This window comes from Bradyrhizobium sp. F1.4.3 (assembly GCF_040548375.1).
Taxonomy (GTDB): Bacteria; Pseudomonadota; Alphaproteobacteria; order Rhizobiales; family Xanthobacteraceae; genus Bradyrhizobium.
On record NZ_JBEPRN010000005.1, the window covers coordinates 62,928 to 80,718 of the forward strand.

Below are 17,791 nucleotides of genomic sequence, written 5' to 3' on the forward strand. Positions count from 1 at the left end.
TTTCTGCGTGGCTGCATTTATTAAAATAGCCACGCAGAACCGATCAGGACATTTCACCATGAATGATAAAGCCAAGGCTCTCTCGCCGCCATACGCTACATTCAGCGCTTTCATAAGCTTTATCAATAAGTTGCGCGACACGACCGTTCCCAGCCGGGTCGATCCTTCGGTGTTCGGTAACGCATCTGGCAGCTTGGCCTACAGTATAATCGCTTCGCTGAAGTATCTCAAGCTAATCAATGACAACGGTTCCCCCACGCAGGATTTCATTGCACTGGTCAAGGCGTCTGATGATGCGCGGCCGGCACTGTGGAAGAAAATCATGGTGGCGGCCTACCCTTCGCTTTTGTCAGGGGAAGTCGATCTGACCACCATTACGGCTGGCCAGTTCGATGAGCATCTTCGCAAGGAATACAACGTCCAAGGCTCGACGGTGGACAAGGTGGCCCTGTTCTTCGTGGCAGGCGCCAAATTGGCTGACATTCCCCTCTCGGGTTTGTTGCTGGCGCGCAAGCCGGTTGCCACCTCAACGGCGGCGAAAAAGAGCGTGAAGCAGCGCAAGCGGCCTGATGCCGGAGACGATGAGAATGAGGACGGCGAGCCAGATCCGCCCCCTCCGCAGACACAAAAGGCGCTTGAATATCAACTCATCGACTTGATGTCGGAGCCAGATATCGATGGCGACGTGAAAAATTCAATTTGGTCGCTTGTGCAGTATCTCACTGCGCGAAAGGCCAAGAAGGCATCCGGAGAAGCCTGATGGGCCTCTCCGCAATTGAGGAGCAAGTCTTGACTAGGAGGGACTGAGCCCCCGACGCGCTAGCCGAGCTAGGGGGCGTAAAAAGGAAGGGCCGCTGCGCCAAACCTCGGGGGAGGAACGCAACGGCCCTGCAATCGGCTCTCGCTTCTCAGGGATCGTCTAATGGTAGGACACCCGCCCCTACAAGTGTGGAGATGTCGGTCCGAGTCCGGCTCCCTGAACTACCGAATAAGCGGGACCGCCGTGGTTGCAGCCTCAGCGATCCCTAGTCACCCACCCGAGATTGCGCCCCGGGCCAGCGACCAAACTAGAATATACGCTTTGCAGAGGGGCTTTTCTAGAGTCCCCGGGGCCAATCCTAACGAGGATTGCGCCCACATGAACGCCCTGTCCCGAGAGAAACAAGTCGAAGTCATCGCCGCGCTCTGTGAAGGCGTCGGCATCCGCACCGCCTCACGCCTCACCCGCGTCAACCGTGGCACCGTCGCCAACCTGGCCCTCCGGGTTGGCCTTGGCTGCATGGAATTGCACGACCGCATCATGGTCGGCGTGCGCACCGAACGCCTTGAGCTTGACGAGCTGTGGAGCTTCGTCGGCAAGAAGCAAAAGAACGTCCAGCGCCACGAGATCAACGCCAAGGGCGATCAGTATGTTTTCATCGGCATGGCCGGGACGCAGAAGGCAATCATTAGCTGGGGCGTCGGCAAACGGAATGCCGAAAGCACCATGGATTTCCTGCATGACCTCCGCAGCCGCGTCATTGGTCAGCCGGAAATCTCAACGGACGGCTTCCACCCTTACCGCGTAGCGATCCGCGACGCCTTCGGCCCGAATGCTTCCCATGGCGTGATCGTAAAGACCTACAGCGTAACCAACCTCGCCAAGGATGCCGTCACCCGCTACAGCCCTGCTCAAGTAATAGCGGTAAACCGTGAGGTAGTATCAGGCGATCCCGAGCAGTACGTCTCAACCAGCTACGTCGAACGCCAGAACCTTTCGCTGCGCATGGCGTCGCGTCGGTTCACGCGGTTGACCAACGGCTTTAGCAGGAAGCTGGACAACCACGTTGCGGCCGTCGCGCTGTACGTCGCGCATTACAATCTATGCCGCACCCACGAGGCCCTGCGCACAACGCCAGCGAAGGCGCTGGGCGTGGCGGAGAAGGCTTGGACGGTTGCCGCAGCTTGTGGACGCCGCGCTTGCTATGGCCCCTGCGCTGCCCACTGAGACCCCGCCAGATCGCCGCCGAAAGTTCACGGTAATCCACGGCGGCAAGTCATGAATCACAAATGGCCAATTCATCACAAAGATGAATCGGCCACTTATAATCATTGCATTTATTTGGTGCCCGTGGCTGGATTCGAACCAGCACTGTCAGCTTATCTCATCCGACACCGGAGTATCAGTCCGGCGTGTCTACCAATTGCACCACACGGGTCTAACTCAATTATGGGGAGGTGAGCTATTCGCCTCCCCATTTTCGTTTTCAAAGAACGCTGCTTGGCGCGGCGGTTTCGGATACCAGAGACCATTCCGCTGCCAGATTTTTTTGCTCATCTTCAAACGCCGCAGGCAAGTCCGCACGGTGCGTTCTGGAATCTGGGCATCAACCAATTGAACCGCCTTGACGACATCAACGCCTTTCTTGCCGGGAGATGCATTGATGCAATCCTCCACGACTTGAATGGCGATAGATGCGGGCCTGCCCGTCTTACGAGGCTCAATGGCGTGGCGGGGCTCAATCACGACATCGGCCTCGAATGCCGTGGCGAGGCTAGCTGATTGCTGCACGGCGTCAGCGGCCCGCTTTATTGCGATGCAGGCGTCCTCCCAGCCACGCCGATAAGCTGCCTCTTCGGCGGCTTCAATCAGTCGGGCGATTTCATCTTTCGGGTTCATGGCCGTCCGCACGAATCAATTTAGATCGTGCTCAAGCTTAAGCGCGCCGTTTTTGATTCGCCACGCAAAGTTTAAATCGTAAATCGAAGTCAGACTTAAGATGTTGATTTATATACCTTAAACTTGTCCGTGATCTGTTGATAACTTCTCCGAAGCAACGACTTGGAAAAAATTTCCAACCCAAAGAAGGCGACGCCGCCTGCAAATTCGGGTGCGTGGCGTCAACCGATTCGTGGCCTACTTTGAAATCCCGAGTGGCCTATTTCGGCCAGTACCAAAATCCGCAAAAGAACATATTGCGAACTTGGAACAAATAGGGTACATTGCTTTTATCGACGACCCGCCTCGCCAATCGTTTGTCCCGCACCCGAATCCTCGCCATAAGGAGCACGACCCAATGTCCACCACTGCGCTGCGTATCGTCGAAGGATCTTCCATGGACAAGAGTAAAGCTCTGGCCGCCGCGCTCTCCCAGATCGAGCGCCAGTTCGGCAAGGGCTCGGTGATGAAGCTCGGCAAGAACGACCGTTCGATGGATGTCGAGTCGGTCTCCTCGGGCTCGCTGGGGCTCGATATTGCGCTCGGGATCGGCGGTCTGCCGAAGGGGCGCGTCGTCGAGATCTACGGGCCGGAATCCTCGGGCAAGACCACGCTGGCGCTGCACACGGTGGCGGAAGGGCAGAAGAAGGGCGGTATTTGCGCCTTCATCGACGCCGAGCATGCGCTCGACCCGGTCTATGCGCGCAAACTGGGCGTCAATATCGACGAACTCCTGATCTCGCAGCCCGACACCGGCGAGCAGGCGCTGGAAATCTGCGACACGCTGGTTCGCTCCGGCGCGGTCGATGTGCTGGTGATCGACTCGGTCGCGGCCCTGGTGCCGAAGGCCGAGCTCGAGGGCGAGATGGGCGATGCGTTGCCGGGTCTCCAGGCGCGGCTGATGAGCCAGGCGCTGCGCAAGCTCACCGCCTCGATCAACAAGTCCAACACCATGGTGATCTTCATCAACCAGATCCGCATGAAGATCGGTGTGATGTACGGCTCGCCGGAAACCACCACCGGCGGCAATGCGCTGAAGTTCTATGCCTCCGTCCGCCTCGACATCCGCCGCATCGGCGCGATCAAGGAGCGCGACGAGGTGGTCGGCAACACCACGCGCGTCAAGGTGGTGAAGAACAAGCTGGCACCGCCGTTCAAGCAGGTCGAGTTCGACATCATGTACGGCGAGGGCGTCTCCAAGATGGGCGAGATCCTCGACCTCGGCGTCAAGGCCGGTCTCGTCGAAAAGTCCGGTGCCTGGTTCTCCTATGACAGCCAGCGTCTCGGCCAGGGCCGCGAGAACTCGAAAGCCTTCCTGAAGGCCAATCCCGACATCACCGCCAAGATCGAAACCGCGATCCGTCAAAACTCCGGCCTGATCGCCGAGCAGATTCTCGCCGGCAGCCCCGAGCGCGACGCCGACGGCGAGGAGCCGGCGGACGAGTAAGCCTGAACGCGAAGAGTTTTCGCGAGGAGCGGGCGCTGAGGACGTTGAGTTGCCGACGTCGTCAGTGCCCGTTTCGTTTTGCGTGAGGGCACCTCGGACATGAGGCGTGTAATCCTGACCAGTTCGTCCGGCGTTGGTCTCATCCACGCCCACCGCGCGGAAATGGTCGTCCCGCTTATCTTTCGGTTCGTGTCGGGACCGCTGCCCACGTCGTACCATCTTGATCAATATCTCAACGGTCGCATGTACCCACGCGATCCCGAGGTGCATTGGTCCGACCTCGTCAGGCGATCCTCCCAGACGGGTCTTGCGCATAAGAACACTTGGCTGGTCTGGTTCTGTGAGGCTTACGGTGTCGATCGCATCGAGCTGTGGTTCGATCCTGAACCCAACAGTCAATTGCTATTGATCTGGATCCTCGACTATCTGCGTTCTCGCCCATCGATGGTCGAGCGTCTGCGACTGCGGCTGGTCGATTTCGATTTGATCGGAGCCGATGTCGCGGAGCTTCGCGATCGTAGCGTGCGGGAATTCGACGTCACGGAGCGCGACTTCGAGATCGCCCACATCGCCTGGGAGGCCTATCGGGCGCCAACGCCGGAGCGTTGTTTCGGACTGCTCAGTCGGCAGTTTCCCAAGTTCCCCTTTCTGAAGCCGGCGATGGAAGAATTGCTGGCCGAACTGCCGTCGCCGGTCACGGGATTAGGCGCGACGGAAGCGCGGCTTCTAGAATTGATTGCGAAGGGCCACAACCGCACCAAGGAGCTGTTTCAGCCGGGCGGGCTGCTCGAAACGCGCGTGTTCGACCAGTGGGAGTTCGGCCCGTTGCTCGAAGGGCTCGCATCCGGCCCGATGCCGGCGATCGCTGGTCTCGATCCGAAACTCGCGACGCTCGCTCCGCATGATGCGCGAGGCCGCAACGCCGCGTATCGCCGGAGCCGGCTGTCGTTGACCGAGTTTGGCCAAGCCGTCCTTGCGGGCCGGGAGGACTTCCGCCACCACAATCCGATCCGACGCTGGTGGGGTGGCACGCTGCTGACCAACGAACGGCTGTCGCGGTGGGATGCGCAAAGCCGTTCGCTGGTTGCACCGTAAGTCGAAACCGCAGGGTGGATTAGCCGAAGGCGTAATCCACCACTGTTCGTCTCCGCGGAAGCTGAAGTGGTGGGTTACGCCAGCGGACTGCGCTTCGCGCAGCCGCCCGCTAACCTTCCCTACGAATCCCTTACTCCGCGGCTTCCGCGTAATCGCTCACCGGCGGGCAGGAGCACACCAGGTTGCGGTCGCCATAGACGTTGTCGACGCGGCCGACCGGGCACCAGTATTTGTCGGTGCGCGAGGTGCCTGATGGGAAGCAGCCTTCGGCGCGGGTGTAGGCGCGGGTCCAATTGTCATCCGCGATGTCGTGCACGGTGTGCGGGGCATGGCGCAGAGGCGACGCTTCGATCTTGAAGCGGCCGCCCTCGACCTCGGCGATCTCTTTCCGGATCGCGATCATGGCATCGCAGAAGCGATCCAGCTCCGCTTTCGATTCCGATTCGGTCGGCTCGATCATCAGCGTGCCCGGCACCGGGAAGCTCATGGTCGGCGCATGGAACCCGTAATCGATCAGACGCTTTGCGATGTCGTCGACGGTGACGCCGCTGGTTGCCTTCAGCGCGCGAGGGTCGACGATGCATTCGTGCGCGACGCGCCCCTTCTCGTTCTTGTAGAGCACCGGGAAATGCACATCGAGACGCGCGGCGACGTAGTTGGCGTTGAGGATAGCGATCTCGGTCGCGCGCTTCAGGCCGTCGCCGCCCATCATCAGGATGTAGATGTAGGAGATGGTCAGGATCGACGCCGACCCGAACGGCGCGGCCGACACCGGGCCGACCGGCGGCTTCGCGTCGGCCGCGGGATGGCGATTCTCTGGATGATTTGGCAGGAACGGGGCGAGATGCGCCTTCACGCCGATCGGACCCATGCCCGGTCCTCCGCCGCCATGCGGGATGCAGAAAGTCTTGTGCAGATTGAGATGGCTGACATCGGCGCCGTAATCGCCGGGCCTGGACAGGCCGACCTGCGCGTTGAGGTTGGCGCCGTCGAGATAGACCTGGCCGCCATGGCCATGCACGATGTCGCAGATCTCGCGAATGTGCTCCTCGAACACGCCATGCGTCGAGGGATAGGTGATCATCACCGCGGCGAGATCGTTGGAGTGCTTCTCGGCCTTGGCGCGGAGATCGTTAACGTCGACGTCGCCGTTCTTCTCGCAGGCGACCACCACCACGTCCATGCCGACCATCGCGGCCGAGGCCGGGTTGGTGCCGTGGGCGGAGGAGGGGATCAGGCAGATCTTGCGGTGGCTCTCACCGCGCGCGGCATGATAGCCGCGGATGGCCAAAAGCCCGGCATATTCGCCTTGCGCGCCTGAATTCGGCTGCAGCGAGATCGCGTCATAGCCGGTGATGTCGCACAGCCACTTTTCCAGCCGCGCGAACAGCGCGTGGTAGCCCTTTGCCTGCTCGCGCGGGGCGAAGGGATGCAGGTTGGAAAATTCCGGCCAGGTCAGCGGCATCATCTCGGTGGTCGCGTTCAGCTTCATCGTGCAGGAGCCGAGCGGGATCATCGCACGGTCGAGCGCGAGGTCGCGATCGCTGAGCTTGCGCATGTAGCGCAGCATCTCGGTCTCCGAGCGATGCGCATGGAACACCGGATGGGTGAGGAAGGAGGTCGCGCGCTTCAGCGCTTCCGGCAGCGCCTCGCGCGTAGTGGCGTCGATCTCGGCGTAAGCGAGCTGGCCGCCGAAGGCGCGCCAGACCGCCTCGACCGTCGCGGGCGTGGTGGTCTCGTCGAGCGCGATCCGCAGCGCGGTTTCGCCAATGCCGAGATTGATCTTCTCGGCGGCTGCGCGTGCGATGATCTCAGCGCGCTTGCCTCCGGCATCCACGCTGAGCGTGTCGAAGAAGCTTTCAGACAGCGGCGCAAAGCCGAGTTTGCGCAGGCCGGCGGCGAGCACGGCCGCGCGGCGATGCACATTGCGCGCGATCTGCGCCAGGCCTTCGGGGCCGTGATAGACCGCATACATCGAGGCGATCACGGCGAGCAGCACCTGCGCGGTGCAGATGTTGGAGGTCGCCTTCTCGCGGCGAATGTGCTGCTCGCGGGTCTGGAGCGCGAGGCGATAGGCGGGCGCGCCGCGCGAGTCGACGGAGAGGCCGACGATGCGGCCGGGCAGCGAGCGCTTCAGCGCATCGCGCACCGCCATGTAGGCCGCGTGCGGTCCGCCATAACCCATCGGCACGCCAAAGCGCTGCGCCGAACCGATCGCGATGTCGGCCCCGAGCTCGCCGGGCGAGGCGAGCAGCGTCAGTGCCAAGAGATCGGCGGCCATGATCGCGAGTGCGCCCTTGGCGCGCAGTGCCGTGATCGCCGGCCTGAGGTCGCGCACCGTGCCCGAACTGCCCGGATATTGCAGCAGCGCACCAAGCACGTCGGCCTTGTCGAGATCGGTGAGGGGATCGCCGACGATCAGCTTCCAGCCCAGCGGCTCGGCGCGGGTGCGCATCACTGCGAGCGTCTGCGGATGCACATCCTTGTCGACGAAGAAGGCCTTTGCTTCGACCCGCGAGTGCCGCTCCGCGAGCGCCATCGCTTCGGCGGCCGCAGTTGCCTCGTCGAGCAGCGAGGCGTTCGCGACGTCGAGCCCGGTGAGGTCGCAGATCATGGTCTGGAAGTTGAGCAGCGCCTCCAGCCGGCCCTGGCTGATCTCCGGCTGGTAGGGCGTGTAGGCCGTGTACCAGGCCGGGTTCTCCAGGATGTTGCGCTGGATCACCGCGGGCAAAATCGTGCCGGAATAGCCCTGGCCGATCAGCGAGGTGAAGACCTGGTTCTGGGCGGCCAGCTCGCCCATATGCGCGATCGCCTCGGTCTCGCTCAACGGCTTGCCGAGATCGAGCGGGGAGGCCTGCCGGATCGAAGCGGGCAGCGTTTCCGCCATCAGCGCATCGACGCTCTTGGCGCCGACGGTCTCCAGCATCGCGGCGACGTCGCGCGCGGAGGGGCCGATATGGCGGCGAACGAAACTGGCGGCGGCGTCGCCGTTGGATTTGCGGTGCGCGGTCATCGCTTGCTCCATCGCTCTCTAAGCCGTGTGCGCCTGGTAGGCGGCTTCATCCATGAGGCCGCCGAGCTCGCTCTTGTCGGCAATTTTGATCTTGAAGAACCAGGCTGCGCCTTGCGCATCCGAATTGATCAGCGCCGGCTCGGCGGCGAGCGCGTCGTTCGTCTCCAGCACTTCGCCTGAGATCGGCGCGTAGACGTCGGACGCGGCCTTCACGGATTCCACGACGGCTGCGGCTTCGGTCTTCTTCAGCGTGCGGCCGACTTTGGGCAGTTCGACGAACACGACGTCGCCGAGCTGCGACTGCGCATAGTCGGTGATGCCGACGGTTGCGACATCGCCGTCGATGGCCAGCCATTCATGGTCGGAGGTAAACAGCGTCGTGGTCATTTTCGATCCTCAGCGTTTGTAGGTGTTTTTCACGAAGGGCATGGCGGCGACCGTGACGGCCAAGCGCTGGCCGCGCACCTCGGCGAAGAGTTGTGTGCCGAGCGCGCTCGACGCGGTGGGCAAGTAGCCCATTGCCACTGGCGCATTCAGGCTCGGGCCGAAGCCGCCCGACGTGACCTTTCCGATCGGCTCCCCGCCCGCGGCATCCGCAAACAACAGCGCGCCCTCGCGCGCCGGCGCGCGGCCCTCGGTGCGCAGGCCGACGCGGCGGCGGCTTGCGCCCTGGTCGAAATGCGCGAGAATCTTTTCCGCACCGGGAAAGCCACCGGCGCGGGCGCCGCCGCTACGGCGGCTCTTCTGCACCGACCATTCCAGCGCGGCCTCGACCGGCGTGGTCTCGGTGTCGATGTCGTGGCCGTAGAGGCAGAGCCCGGCTTCCAGCCGCAGGCTGTCGCGCGCGCCGAGGCCGATCGGCAGCACGTCGGGATTGTCCAGCAGCGTCTTGGCGAGGCGTTCGGCGTCCGCAGCGGGAACCGAAATCTCAAAACCGTCCTCGCCGGTATAGCCGGAGCGCGACACGAAACAGTCGATGCCCGCGACCTTGTGCGGGCCGGCGTCCATGAACTTCATGGCTGGCGCCTCCGCACACAATTTCGCCAACACCGATTCCGCCTTCGGACCCTGGAGCGCGACCAGCGCGCGGCCGCTGAGCGATTCGATGATGCAGTCGTCGGACAAATGCGCGCGCAGATGCGCCTCGTCCTCGGCCTTGCAGGCGGCGTTGACCACCAGGAACAAATGGTCGCCGAAATTGGCGACCATCAGATCGTCCAGGATGCCGCCATCCGCATTGGTGAACTGGGCGTAGCGCTGCCGTCCCGGCGCAACCGCGACGATGTCCTGCGGCACCAGCCGCTCCAGCGCGCGGGCGGCGTCCTCGACCTTGCCCGACTTCGGCCGGAGCGCGATCTGGCCCATGTGGGAGACGTCGAACAGGCCGGCGGAGGTGCGGGTATGGAGATGCTCCTTCAGCACGCCTGCCGGATATTGCACGGGCATGTCATAGCCCGCGAACGGCACCATCTTGCCGCCAAGGGACACATGAAGCCCGTGAAGGGACGTATGTTTCAGGGAATCTTGGTCGTCGCGCGAAAGCATCACAGGGCCCTCGGCGGTTCCCGAGGACAATTCCCCGCGGACACCACCCGAAGCCCCATCTGTCGCTGTGCCTGAGAGTATTATCCCGTCGGCGGACGCTGTCCGGGCCAACCCTTCTTAGAAGGACATGCCCGCCGGCGTCTCTTTCCAGATGCTGTCAAAGCCACGCGGTCCTTTTGCCTGAGAGTTTCCGGGGCGGTTGCTCCTTCGGCGCCGGCACCAAAGTCGGTCTCTCCCGACGTGGCCGTACGATACAGATGGGTACAGACCACAGCCCGGCCAAGCCTGTCAACGCGGGCTTTGCGGCTTTCAACGGGATTGCGCGCCTGCGGCAACCCTCTGATCTCCCTGCACAGTTTCTGGACAGCGAAGCTGGCCTTGTCTAAAAGCGCTTTGGCCCGCAGATATCAGCCTGAATCTCAAGGTTTGGATGGCGTATAGCGGGTCCAAGCACACCCGATTGGATGAACATGAGCGGCGTCAACGAGATCAGGTCGACCTTTCTGAACTTCTTTGCCGAGAACGGCCACGAGATCGTGTCGTCCTCGCCATTGGTGCCGCGCAACGACCCCACGTTGATGTTCACCAATGCCGGCATGGTGCAGTTCAAGAACGTCTTCACCGGCGTCGAGAAGCGGCCCTATCAGCGCGCCACCACCTCGCAGAAATGCGTGCGCGCCGGCGGCAAGCACAACGACCTCGACAATGTCGGCTACACCGCGCGCCATCTCACCTTCTTCGAGATGCTCGGCAACTTCTCGTTCGGCGACTATTTCAAGGAGCGCGCGATCGAGCTTGCCTGGACGCTGATCACCAGGGATTTCGGCCTGAACAAGGACAAGCTGCTCGTCACCGTCTATCACACCGACGACGAGGCGGCCGGGCTCTGGAAGAAGATCGCGGGCTTCTCCGACGATCGCATCATTCGCATCCAGACCTCGGACAATTTCTGGGCGATGGGCGACACCGGTCCGTGTGGCCCGTGCTCGGAGATCTTCATCGATCGCGGCGATCACATCTGGGGCGGGCCTCCGGGCTCGCCGGAAGAGGACGGCGACCGCTTCCTCGAATTCTGGAACCTGGTGTTCATGCAGTACGAGCAGGTGACGAAGGAGGAGCGCGTGCCGCTGCCGCGTCCCTCGATCGACACCGGCATGGGGCTGGAGCGCATGGCCAGCATCATGCAGGGCGTCGACAGCGTGTTCGAGACCGATCTGTTCCGCCACCTGATCGATGCGACCGCGTCGGCGCTGGGCCACGGGCCGAACGAGCAGACGGTTGCCTCGTTCCGCGTCATCGCCGACCATCTGCGCTCCTCGGCGTTCCTGGTCTCCGACGGCGTGCTGCCCTCGAACGAGGGCCGCGGCTATGTGCTGCGCCGGATCATGCGCCGCGCGATGCGCCATGCGCAGCTGCTCGGCGCCAAGGACCCGCTGATGCATCGCCTGGTCTGGGCACTCGTCCGCGAGATGGGCCAAGCCTATCCGGAATTGATGCGCGCGGAAAACCTGATCGAGGAGACGCTGCGGCTGGAAGAGACCCGCTTCCGCAGGACGCTGGTGCGCGGACTTGCCATCCTCGACGAGAAGTCGGCGTCCCTGAAGAAGGGCGATATGTTCGACGGCGACGTCGCCTTCACGCTGTACGACACCTACGGCTTCCCGCTGGATCTGACGCAGGACGCGCTGAAGTCGCGCGGCATCGGCGTCGACCAGTCCGCCTTCACCGACGCGATGGAGCGTCAGAAAGCCAAGGCGCGCGAATCGTGGAAGGGTTCGGGCGAAGCGGCTTCCGAGGCGATCTGGTTCCCGCTGCGCGAAAAACTCGGGGCCACCGAATTTTTGGGCTACGAGACCGAGAGTGCCGAAGGCGTGGTCTCCGCGCTGGTCAAGGACGGCAAGGAAGCTGACAGCCTCAAGGCGGGCGAAACCGGCGCGCTGCTGCTGAACCAGACGCCGTTCTATGCGGAGTCCGGCGGCCAGGTCGGCGATACCGGCGTGCTGAGCGGCGAGGGCGGGATCAGGTTCCGGGTCACCGACACGCAGAAGAAGCTCGGCGATCTCTTCGTCCATATCGGCACAATGGAGAGTGGCGAGCTGAAGCTCGGCACCGCGCTCCAGCTCGAGGTCGATCACGGACGCCGCTCCTCGATCCGCGCCCACCACTCGGCGACCCATCTCATCCACGAGGCGCTGCGCCAGGTGCTCGGCGACCACATCGCCCAGCGCGGCTCGATGGTCGCGCCCGACCGTCTGCGCTTCGACTTCGTGCATCCGAAGCCGATCACGGCCGAGGAGCTTGCTCGCGTCGAGGACATCGCCAACGACGTGGTGCTGGAGAACGACGAGGTCACCACCCGCGTCATGGGCGTGGACGAGGCCCGCGAAGCCGGTGCACGCGCGTTGTTCGGCGAGAAATATGGCGACGAGGTCCGCGTGGTCTCGATGGGCCGGACCGCGCGCGAGCGCGGCGCCAATGCGCTCGGCTGGTCGGTCGAGCTTTGCGGCGGCACCCACGTCAAGCGCACCGGCGACATCGGCCTGATCACGCTGACCGGCGAGAGCGCGGTTGCTTCCGGCGTCCGCCGCATCGAGGCGCTGACCGGAAACTACGCGCGCCGGCATGCCAACGAGACCATGGCGCTTGCGAAGACCGCGGCCAACGAGTTGCGCACCTCGATCGACGACGTCCCGGCGCGCATCGCCGCGCTGATGGAGGAGCGCAAGAAGCTCGAGCGCGAGCTCTCCGACGCGCGCAAGAAGCTCGCTATGGGCGGCGGCGGCTCCGCCAGCAACGGCGCGGCCACGGGCGTGCGCGAAGTCGGCGACGTCAAGCTGATGGCGCGCGCGGTCGAGGGCATCGAGATGAAGGATCTCAAGAGCCTTGCGGATGACGGCAAGAAGCAGATCGGCTCCGGCGTGGTCGCCATCGTCGGCGTCACCGAGGACGGCAAGGCCGGAATCGTGGTCGGCGTCACCGCGGACCTCACCTCGCGCTTCAATGCCGTCAATCTGGTGCGCGTCGCCTCCGAAGCGCTCGGCGGCAAGGGCGGCGGCGGCCGGCCCGATATGGCGCAGGCCGGCGGCCCCGATGGCGCCAAGGCGTCTGAGGCGCTGACGGCGATCGAAAAAGCGATGGCGGGCGCTTAAAGCCCCGCGCCGCGTTCCTCAGCCCTTGCGCAGGAAGACATACTCCGCCGAGTAGGGCGCGCTTTTGAATTCGCCGGCCTTGTCGCAAGCGCCGTCGAGCTTGCCGCCATGGGTATTGATGCGCTGGACTGTGGTGACATCGGAAAGCGCGCCGCTGCCGCGGTGTGCAGTGACCTCAAGCTTCAGCCAGGGGATGTCGTTTTCCGTCCCAGCAGTGCTGCCAAGGACCTTGGCTGTCACCGCACTTCCATCCTGGAGTTCCCAGTTCGGCCCGGCGAAATGTCGTCCGACGGTTTTGCCGTTGTCGATAAGCGTTGCGATCGGCTCGCGGAAGGCCCAGGCGAGCTTACCGTCTGCGGCTGCCTTGCATTCATAGACCTGAGCCCCTTGAGCGTTCAGGGTCATGACTGGATGCTCAACGGCGTCCGGATTGCCGACGAGCCTAATGCCCCCACGCGGGGGCTGGGCCGGGCCGGGCTCAGCGGCGGTGGCCGGTCCGGCCGTTGCGGCTAGCAACAGTAGGCAGGGGGCAGCTAGCTTGATGGGCATGGTCGGTCTCCGCGGGAGGCTCAAAAAACCAACGGGCCGCGCTTGCGACGCGGCCCGTGATGATGTCCGACCCAGTCGGGCGAAATTGCGGACGGCTGCTTAAGCCAACGCCTTCGTGAGGTTCTCGGCGACCTTGTCGAGGAAGCCGGTGGTCGAGAGCCAGCGCTGGTCGGCGCCGACCAGCAGCGCGAGGTCCTTGGTCATGTAGCCCTCTTCGACCGTGTCGACGCAGACCTTCTCCAGGATGTTCGCGAACTTGGCGAGCTCGGCATTGTTGTCGAGCTTGGCGCGGTGCGACAGGCCGCGGGTCCAGGCGAAGATCGACGCGATCGAGTTGGTCGAGGTCTCCTTGCCCTTCTGGTGCTCGCGGTAGTGGCGGGTCACCGTGCCGTGGGCGGCCTCGGCTTCCACCGTCTTGCCGTCGGGGGTGAGCAGCACCGAGGTCATCAGGCCGAGCGAGCCGTAGCCCTGCGCGACCGTGTCGGACTGCACGTCGCCGTCGTAGTTCTTGCAGGCCCAGACGTAGCCGCCGGACCATTTCAGCGCCGAGGCCACCATGTCGTCGATCAGGCGGTGCTCGTAGGTCAGGCCCTTGGCCTCGAATTCCTTCTTGAACTCGCGGTCGTAGATGTCCTGGAAGATGTCCTTGAAGCGGCCGTCATAGACCTTCAGAATCGTGTTCTTGGTCGAGAGATAGACCGGGTAGTTGCGCAGCAGGCCGTAGTTCAGCGAGGCGCGGGCGAAGTCGATGATGGAATCGTCGAGATTGTACATCTCCATGGCGACGCCGGCGCCGGGCGCCTTGAACACTTCCTTCTCGATCACGGTGCCGTCCTCGCCGACGAACTTCATCGACAGCGTGCCCTTGCCCGGGAACTTGATGTCGGTGGCGCGGTACTGGTCGCCATAGGCGTGGCGGCCGATGATGATCGGCTTGGTCCAGCCGGGAACCAGGCGCGGCACGTTCTTGCAGATGATCGGCTCGCGGAAGATGCAGCCGCCGAGGATGTTGCGGATGGTGCCGTTCGGCGACTTCCACATCTGCTTGAGGTTGAACTCCTTCACCCGGGCCTCGTCCGGGGTGATGGTGGCGCACTTGACGCCGACGCCGACCTTCTTGATGGCTTCGGCGGCGTCGATGGTCACCTGATCGTTGGTCTGGTCGCGGTACTCCATCCCCAGGTCGAAATACATCAGTTCGACGTCAAGGAACGGGTTGATCAGCTTGTCCTTGATGTACTGCCAGATGATCCGGGTCATCTCGTCGCCATCGAGTTCGACGACGGGGTTGGTCACCTTGATTTTTGCCATGATCGGGGAAGCCTCTTGGGAACGGCGCTTTCGGTGCGCCACGGGAATATCCGCCGCCTCTTAGCACCCGGACGCGGCGGGCGAAAGCCAAGGGATTATGCACTTTTAGCTCATCCAGCTTCTCCAGATGGGGGGCGGGAGCGGCCCTTCGGCAGGGGCCGCCCTGAAGTTTCAGGCGAGATTCAAAAGTCGAATCCAACCCGTTATTTCCCTTGAGAATTCTGTCAGGACAGGCAAACGACAGGCGAACGGGCAGAACCGGCCGGCGGCCGGCTTGAATCAATTCCTCAGGCGGCCTCTCCAAGGCCTTGAGAACCAGCGTGAAAGCAAAGCGAGATGTCGGGGACTGACAAGAGCAAGGCGGGCCTCGCCCTCGACGGTCCCATCGTGATCCTGGTCGAGCCGCAGCTTGGTGAGAACATCGGCATGGCCGCGCGCGCCATGGGCAACTTTGCGCTTCACGCCTTGCGCATCGTCAATCCCCGCGACGGTTGGCCCAACATTGCCGCCCAGCGCGCGGCAGCCGGTGCCGACTATATTCTGGAGAAGGTGGAATTGTTCGACACGGTGGGTGAGGCCGTCGCCGATCTCGACCTGCTGTTCGCCACCACCGCGCGCCCCCATGACCAGGCCAAACCGGTGGTGGGGCCGGAAGCCGCAGCAAGCGAGATCTCAGGGCACATCGCCACAGGGGGCAAGGCCGGCATCCTGTTTGGCCGGGAGCGCTGGGGTCTGACCAACGAGGAGGTGGGGCTCTCCAACCGCATCATCACCTTCCCGGTCAATCCGGGCTTTGCGTCGCTCAACCTCGCCCAGGCGGTGCTCTTGGTCGGCTATGAATTGTTCAAGCGGGCGACGTCCGGCGAACTGCCGCACGCCATGCCGGAGCGGTCCGAGCGGGCCTCGCAGCACCAGATCCAGGCCTTCTTCGAGAACCTGATCCGGGAGCTCGACAAGGTCGAGTTTTTGCGCCCGGCCGAGAAGCGCGACACCATGCTGGTGAACCTGCGCAACATCTTTACCCGTATGGATCCGACCAAGCAGGACATGCACACCCTGCACGGCGTGGTGATGGCGATCGCCGAGGGCCGCAAGGGACCCGCCAAGGGGGGCGTGCTCGACGGCGAGCAGGCGACGCGGCTGCGCGCGCTGCTCGCCGAGCACGGGCAGGGCGGCGGCGTGCCCGACAGCGGCAGCACTGTGCGCGGTCTCGCCCGTCTGCTCCGGCGTAACCCGACCGACGCCGAGCGCCTGCTCTGGCAGGCGCTGACCCGCGATCGTCGCTTCGCCGGAGGGTTCAAGCGCCAGACCCCGGTCGGCCGCCACATCCCGGACTTCGTCTCGTTCCCGCACCGGATCGCGATCGAGCTTGTGAACCCGGGTGAGGGCGAGACCATCGCCGCCGACCGCGCGGCGCGGCGGGCGTGGCTCGAGGCGCGCGACTATCGGGTGATGGAGATGCGGGCGGCGGATGTGGAGCGCGATCTGGCCGCGGAGCTGGAGCGGCTTGAGGGGATGGTCGCGGAAGGATCGCAGATCTCGTAGGGTGAGTTAGTAGTTAGGATCCTCGTCGCGCCTCATTTTGATGGCGGTCGGAACAGCACGGTATAGTCGACGATAAACCGGAATTCCGGCTGAACGTCGCGCGCGTTGCCTTGCTGCCAAAGGCTCGAATATTGCGTCTTCAGTCGAAAGCCCTTTAGCGGCCCCTCGGTCGGGCGGTACTGAAGCCAGACGTCGAGTTCGCTGCGATTTGGTATCGCCAACTGGGTCGCCGGGTCGATGGCGTCCCAGCCGCGCGTGTACCACACGCCGGTGGAAACACCGGGAAGACCCGCCGCGTAGCCGAAATCGTAGGCGACGCTTCCGCCGATGGCTTTCTCGCCGGCGCTGTCGAACGACACCTGCTGCATGTCGGTGTAGTTGGGTTTGGTGCCGAACGGCGAAAAGATCGCCGAGGCGCTGTCGGTCGCCGAGCCTGCGGCGAACAAGGTCCATCCGGCGTAGACCATCTGCAGCTTCGCAGAGAACTGGCCGGTCTGGAAGGAGTTGCCCGTGAGCAGGTTTGCTCCGACACTCTGCTGGGTGATCAGATTGGCCCCGACAATCCAGTTCGGGACATTCTTGGGCTGCTTGAAATCGTACTCGGCCTGCACGAAGCCCGAATTGATGTAGTCCTGGATGTAGTAATCCATGACTACGGTCGAGAGGCCGGTGAAGGGCCGGTACTTGACCATCCCGAACGCCGCACCGTGATTGATGGCGTCCCCCGCAAGCGCATCCGACATCGGAATGAAGTCGTTGGAATCGCGCTGCTTCACGTTCCAGAGATAGCCCAACGCGTAATCGTAGTTGCGGTCCTTGTCCGGAAGCGAATCCAGTGTGATGCCCCCGAACGTGTTCGGCACCATGCGATTGTCCTGCGGATTGATGAGCGGGGTGTCGACCAGTTGATAGCCACCGCGAAATTCCTGGTCGCCGAACTGCGCCCGCCCGTAGATCTGGCCGAGCGTGCCGATCGAGTTCTGTCCTGGCGCCAGCAGCTTCGTTCCGTCCTCATCGAGCGGACCGAACAGCTTTTGCGAGGTGTAGTACGCGGCATGCACGCCGAAAATGTCGCCGACCAGACCGGAGCGAAACGCCACCCAGCCGCCGGCGGCCCATGCTTGCGATTTCGTCCCGTTGGAATTGTCGCGTGTCAGGTCGTAGGTGCGGGCGACAAACTGGACCAGGGAATCGCGGAAGAAGGCGGGCGTATCGTCGGGAAGCTGCCAATAGATCTCGTTCATATACGGCTGCGGCCGTATTTTTGCGACGGTCCAGGACGCGAGACGCTCTTGATCCGCGAGCTCCTGCCGATCGGCAGGCAAAAGTCCCGAGGTCTCGCCGGACGGACTGGCGCTTGCCGTCTGCGCCAGGGAGGGCGTCGTCACGATGCCGGCTCCGATGCAAGTGGCAATGCCGATCGTCGCCACAAATGCTCT

Annotated in this window: 12 protein-coding genes, 1 pseudogene and 1 riboswitch; of the genes and pseudogenes, 6 read left to right on the forward strand and 7 right to left on the reverse strand. The window is 63.4% G+C overall.

The window, feature by feature from the left end; genetic code table 11:
- Positions 1 to 58: 58 nt before the first annotated feature.
- Positions 59 to 760: a DUF5343 domain-containing protein gene (locus tag ABIB73_RS16765; protein WP_354225440.1), complete on the forward strand. Its 702-nt coding sequence runs from the start codon at positions 59 to 61 to the stop codon at positions 758 to 760.
- Positions 761 to 1,138: 378 nt separating this feature from the next.
- Positions 1,139 to 2,042 (forward strand): annotated as a pseudogene (locus ABIB73_RS16770) (IS1 family transposase).
- 161 nt (positions 2,043 to 2,203) lie between these two features.
- Here ABIB73_RS16770 and ABIB73_RS16775 read toward each other — a convergent pair.
- Complete coding sequence (locus ABIB73_RS16775) at positions 2,204 to 2,659, reverse strand: hypothetical protein (protein WP_354225442.1); 456 nt, start codon at positions 2,657 to 2,659, stop codon at positions 2,204 to 2,206.
- Positions 2,660 to 3,056: 397 nt separating this feature from the next.
- Here ABIB73_RS16775 and recA point away from each other — a divergent pair, with 397 nt between their 5' ends.
- On the forward strand, positions 3,057 to 4,145 hold the full coding sequence (recA, locus tag ABIB73_RS16780) for a recombinase RecA (RefSeq protein ID WP_354225443.1): 1,089 nt from the start codon (positions 3,057 to 3,059) through the stop codon (positions 4,143 to 4,145).
- Between the two features lie 99 nt (positions 4,146 to 4,244).
- A complete protein-coding gene (locus ABIB73_RS16785; protein WP_354225444.1) occupies positions 4,245 to 5,240 on the forward strand; it encodes a hypothetical protein in 996 nt (331 codons plus the stop codon).
- Positions 5,241 to 5,370: 130 nt separating this feature from the next.
- On the opposite strand, the gene gcvP is transcribed toward ABIB73_RS16785, so the two are convergent.
- Genes gcvP through gcvT form a run of 3 tightly spaced genes read right to left on the reverse strand, consistent with a single transcriptional unit; the run spans position 5,371 to position 9,798 of the window.
- Positions 5,371 to 8,253 (reverse strand): aminomethyl-transferring glycine dehydrogenase, encoded by a 2,883-nt coding sequence (gene gcvP, locus ABIB73_RS16790; protein WP_354225445.1) that lies wholly within the window; start codon positions 8,251 to 8,253, stop codon positions 5,371 to 5,373.
- A gap of 18 nt (positions 8,254 to 8,271) precedes the next feature.
- Positions 8,272 to 8,640, reverse strand: coding sequence for a glycine cleavage system protein GcvH (gene gcvH / locus ABIB73_RS16795; protein WP_354225446.1), 369 nt, complete (start codon positions 8,638 to 8,640; stop codon positions 8,272 to 8,274).
- Between the two features lie 9 nt (positions 8,641 to 8,649).
- Positions 8,650 to 9,798 carry a glycine cleavage system aminomethyltransferase GcvT gene (gene gcvT / locus ABIB73_RS16800; RefSeq protein WP_354225447.1) on the reverse strand — a complete coding sequence of 383 codons (1,149 nt, stop codon included), beginning with the start codon at positions 9,796 to 9,798 and terminating at the stop codon, positions 8,650 to 8,652.
- A gap of 159 nt (positions 9,799 to 9,957) precedes the next feature.
- Positions 9,958 to 10,046, reverse strand: a riboswitch (glycine riboswitch).
- Positions 10,047 to 10,268: 222 nt separating this feature from the next.
- Here gcvT and alaS point away from each other — a divergent pair.
- The gene (alaS, locus tag ABIB73_RS16805; RefSeq protein ID WP_354225448.1) at positions 10,269 to 12,947 is read left to right on the forward strand and encodes an alanine--tRNA ligase; all 2,679 of its coding nucleotides are present in this window, start codon (positions 10,269 to 10,271) and stop codon (positions 12,945 to 12,947) included.
- Positions 12,948 to 12,965: 18 nt separating this feature from the next.
- Here alaS and ABIB73_RS16810 read toward each other — a convergent pair whose 3' ends face one another.
- On the reverse strand, positions 12,966 to 13,496 hold the full coding sequence (locus tag ABIB73_RS16810; protein ID WP_354225449.1) for a DUF3455 domain-containing protein: 531 nt from the start codon (positions 13,494 to 13,496) through the stop codon (positions 12,966 to 12,968).
- 99 nt (positions 13,497 to 13,595) lie between these two features.
- Positions 13,596 to 14,807 carry an NADP-dependent isocitrate dehydrogenase gene (locus tag ABIB73_RS16815; RefSeq protein ID WP_354225450.1) on the reverse strand — a complete coding sequence of 404 codons (1,212 nt, stop codon included), beginning with the start codon at positions 14,805 to 14,807 and terminating at the stop codon, positions 13,596 to 13,598.
- Between the two features lie 336 nt (positions 14,808 to 15,143).
- On the opposite strand from ABIB73_RS16815, the gene ABIB73_RS16820 reads away from it, so the two are divergent.
- On the forward strand, positions 15,144 to 16,352 hold the full coding sequence (locus ABIB73_RS16820; RefSeq protein ID WP_354225451.1) for a TrmJ/YjtD family RNA methyltransferase: 1,209 nt from the start codon (positions 15,144 to 15,146) through the stop codon (positions 16,350 to 16,352).
- A 32-nt stretch (positions 16,353 to 16,384) separates the two neighbouring features.
- On the opposite strand, the gene ABIB73_RS16825 is transcribed toward ABIB73_RS16820, so the two are convergent.
- On the reverse strand, positions 16,385 to 17,740 hold the full coding sequence (locus ABIB73_RS16825) for an OprD family outer membrane porin (protein ID WP_354225452.1): 1,356 nt from the start codon (positions 17,738 to 17,740) through the stop codon (positions 16,385 to 16,387).
- Positions 17,741 to 17,791 lie beyond the last annotated feature (51 nt).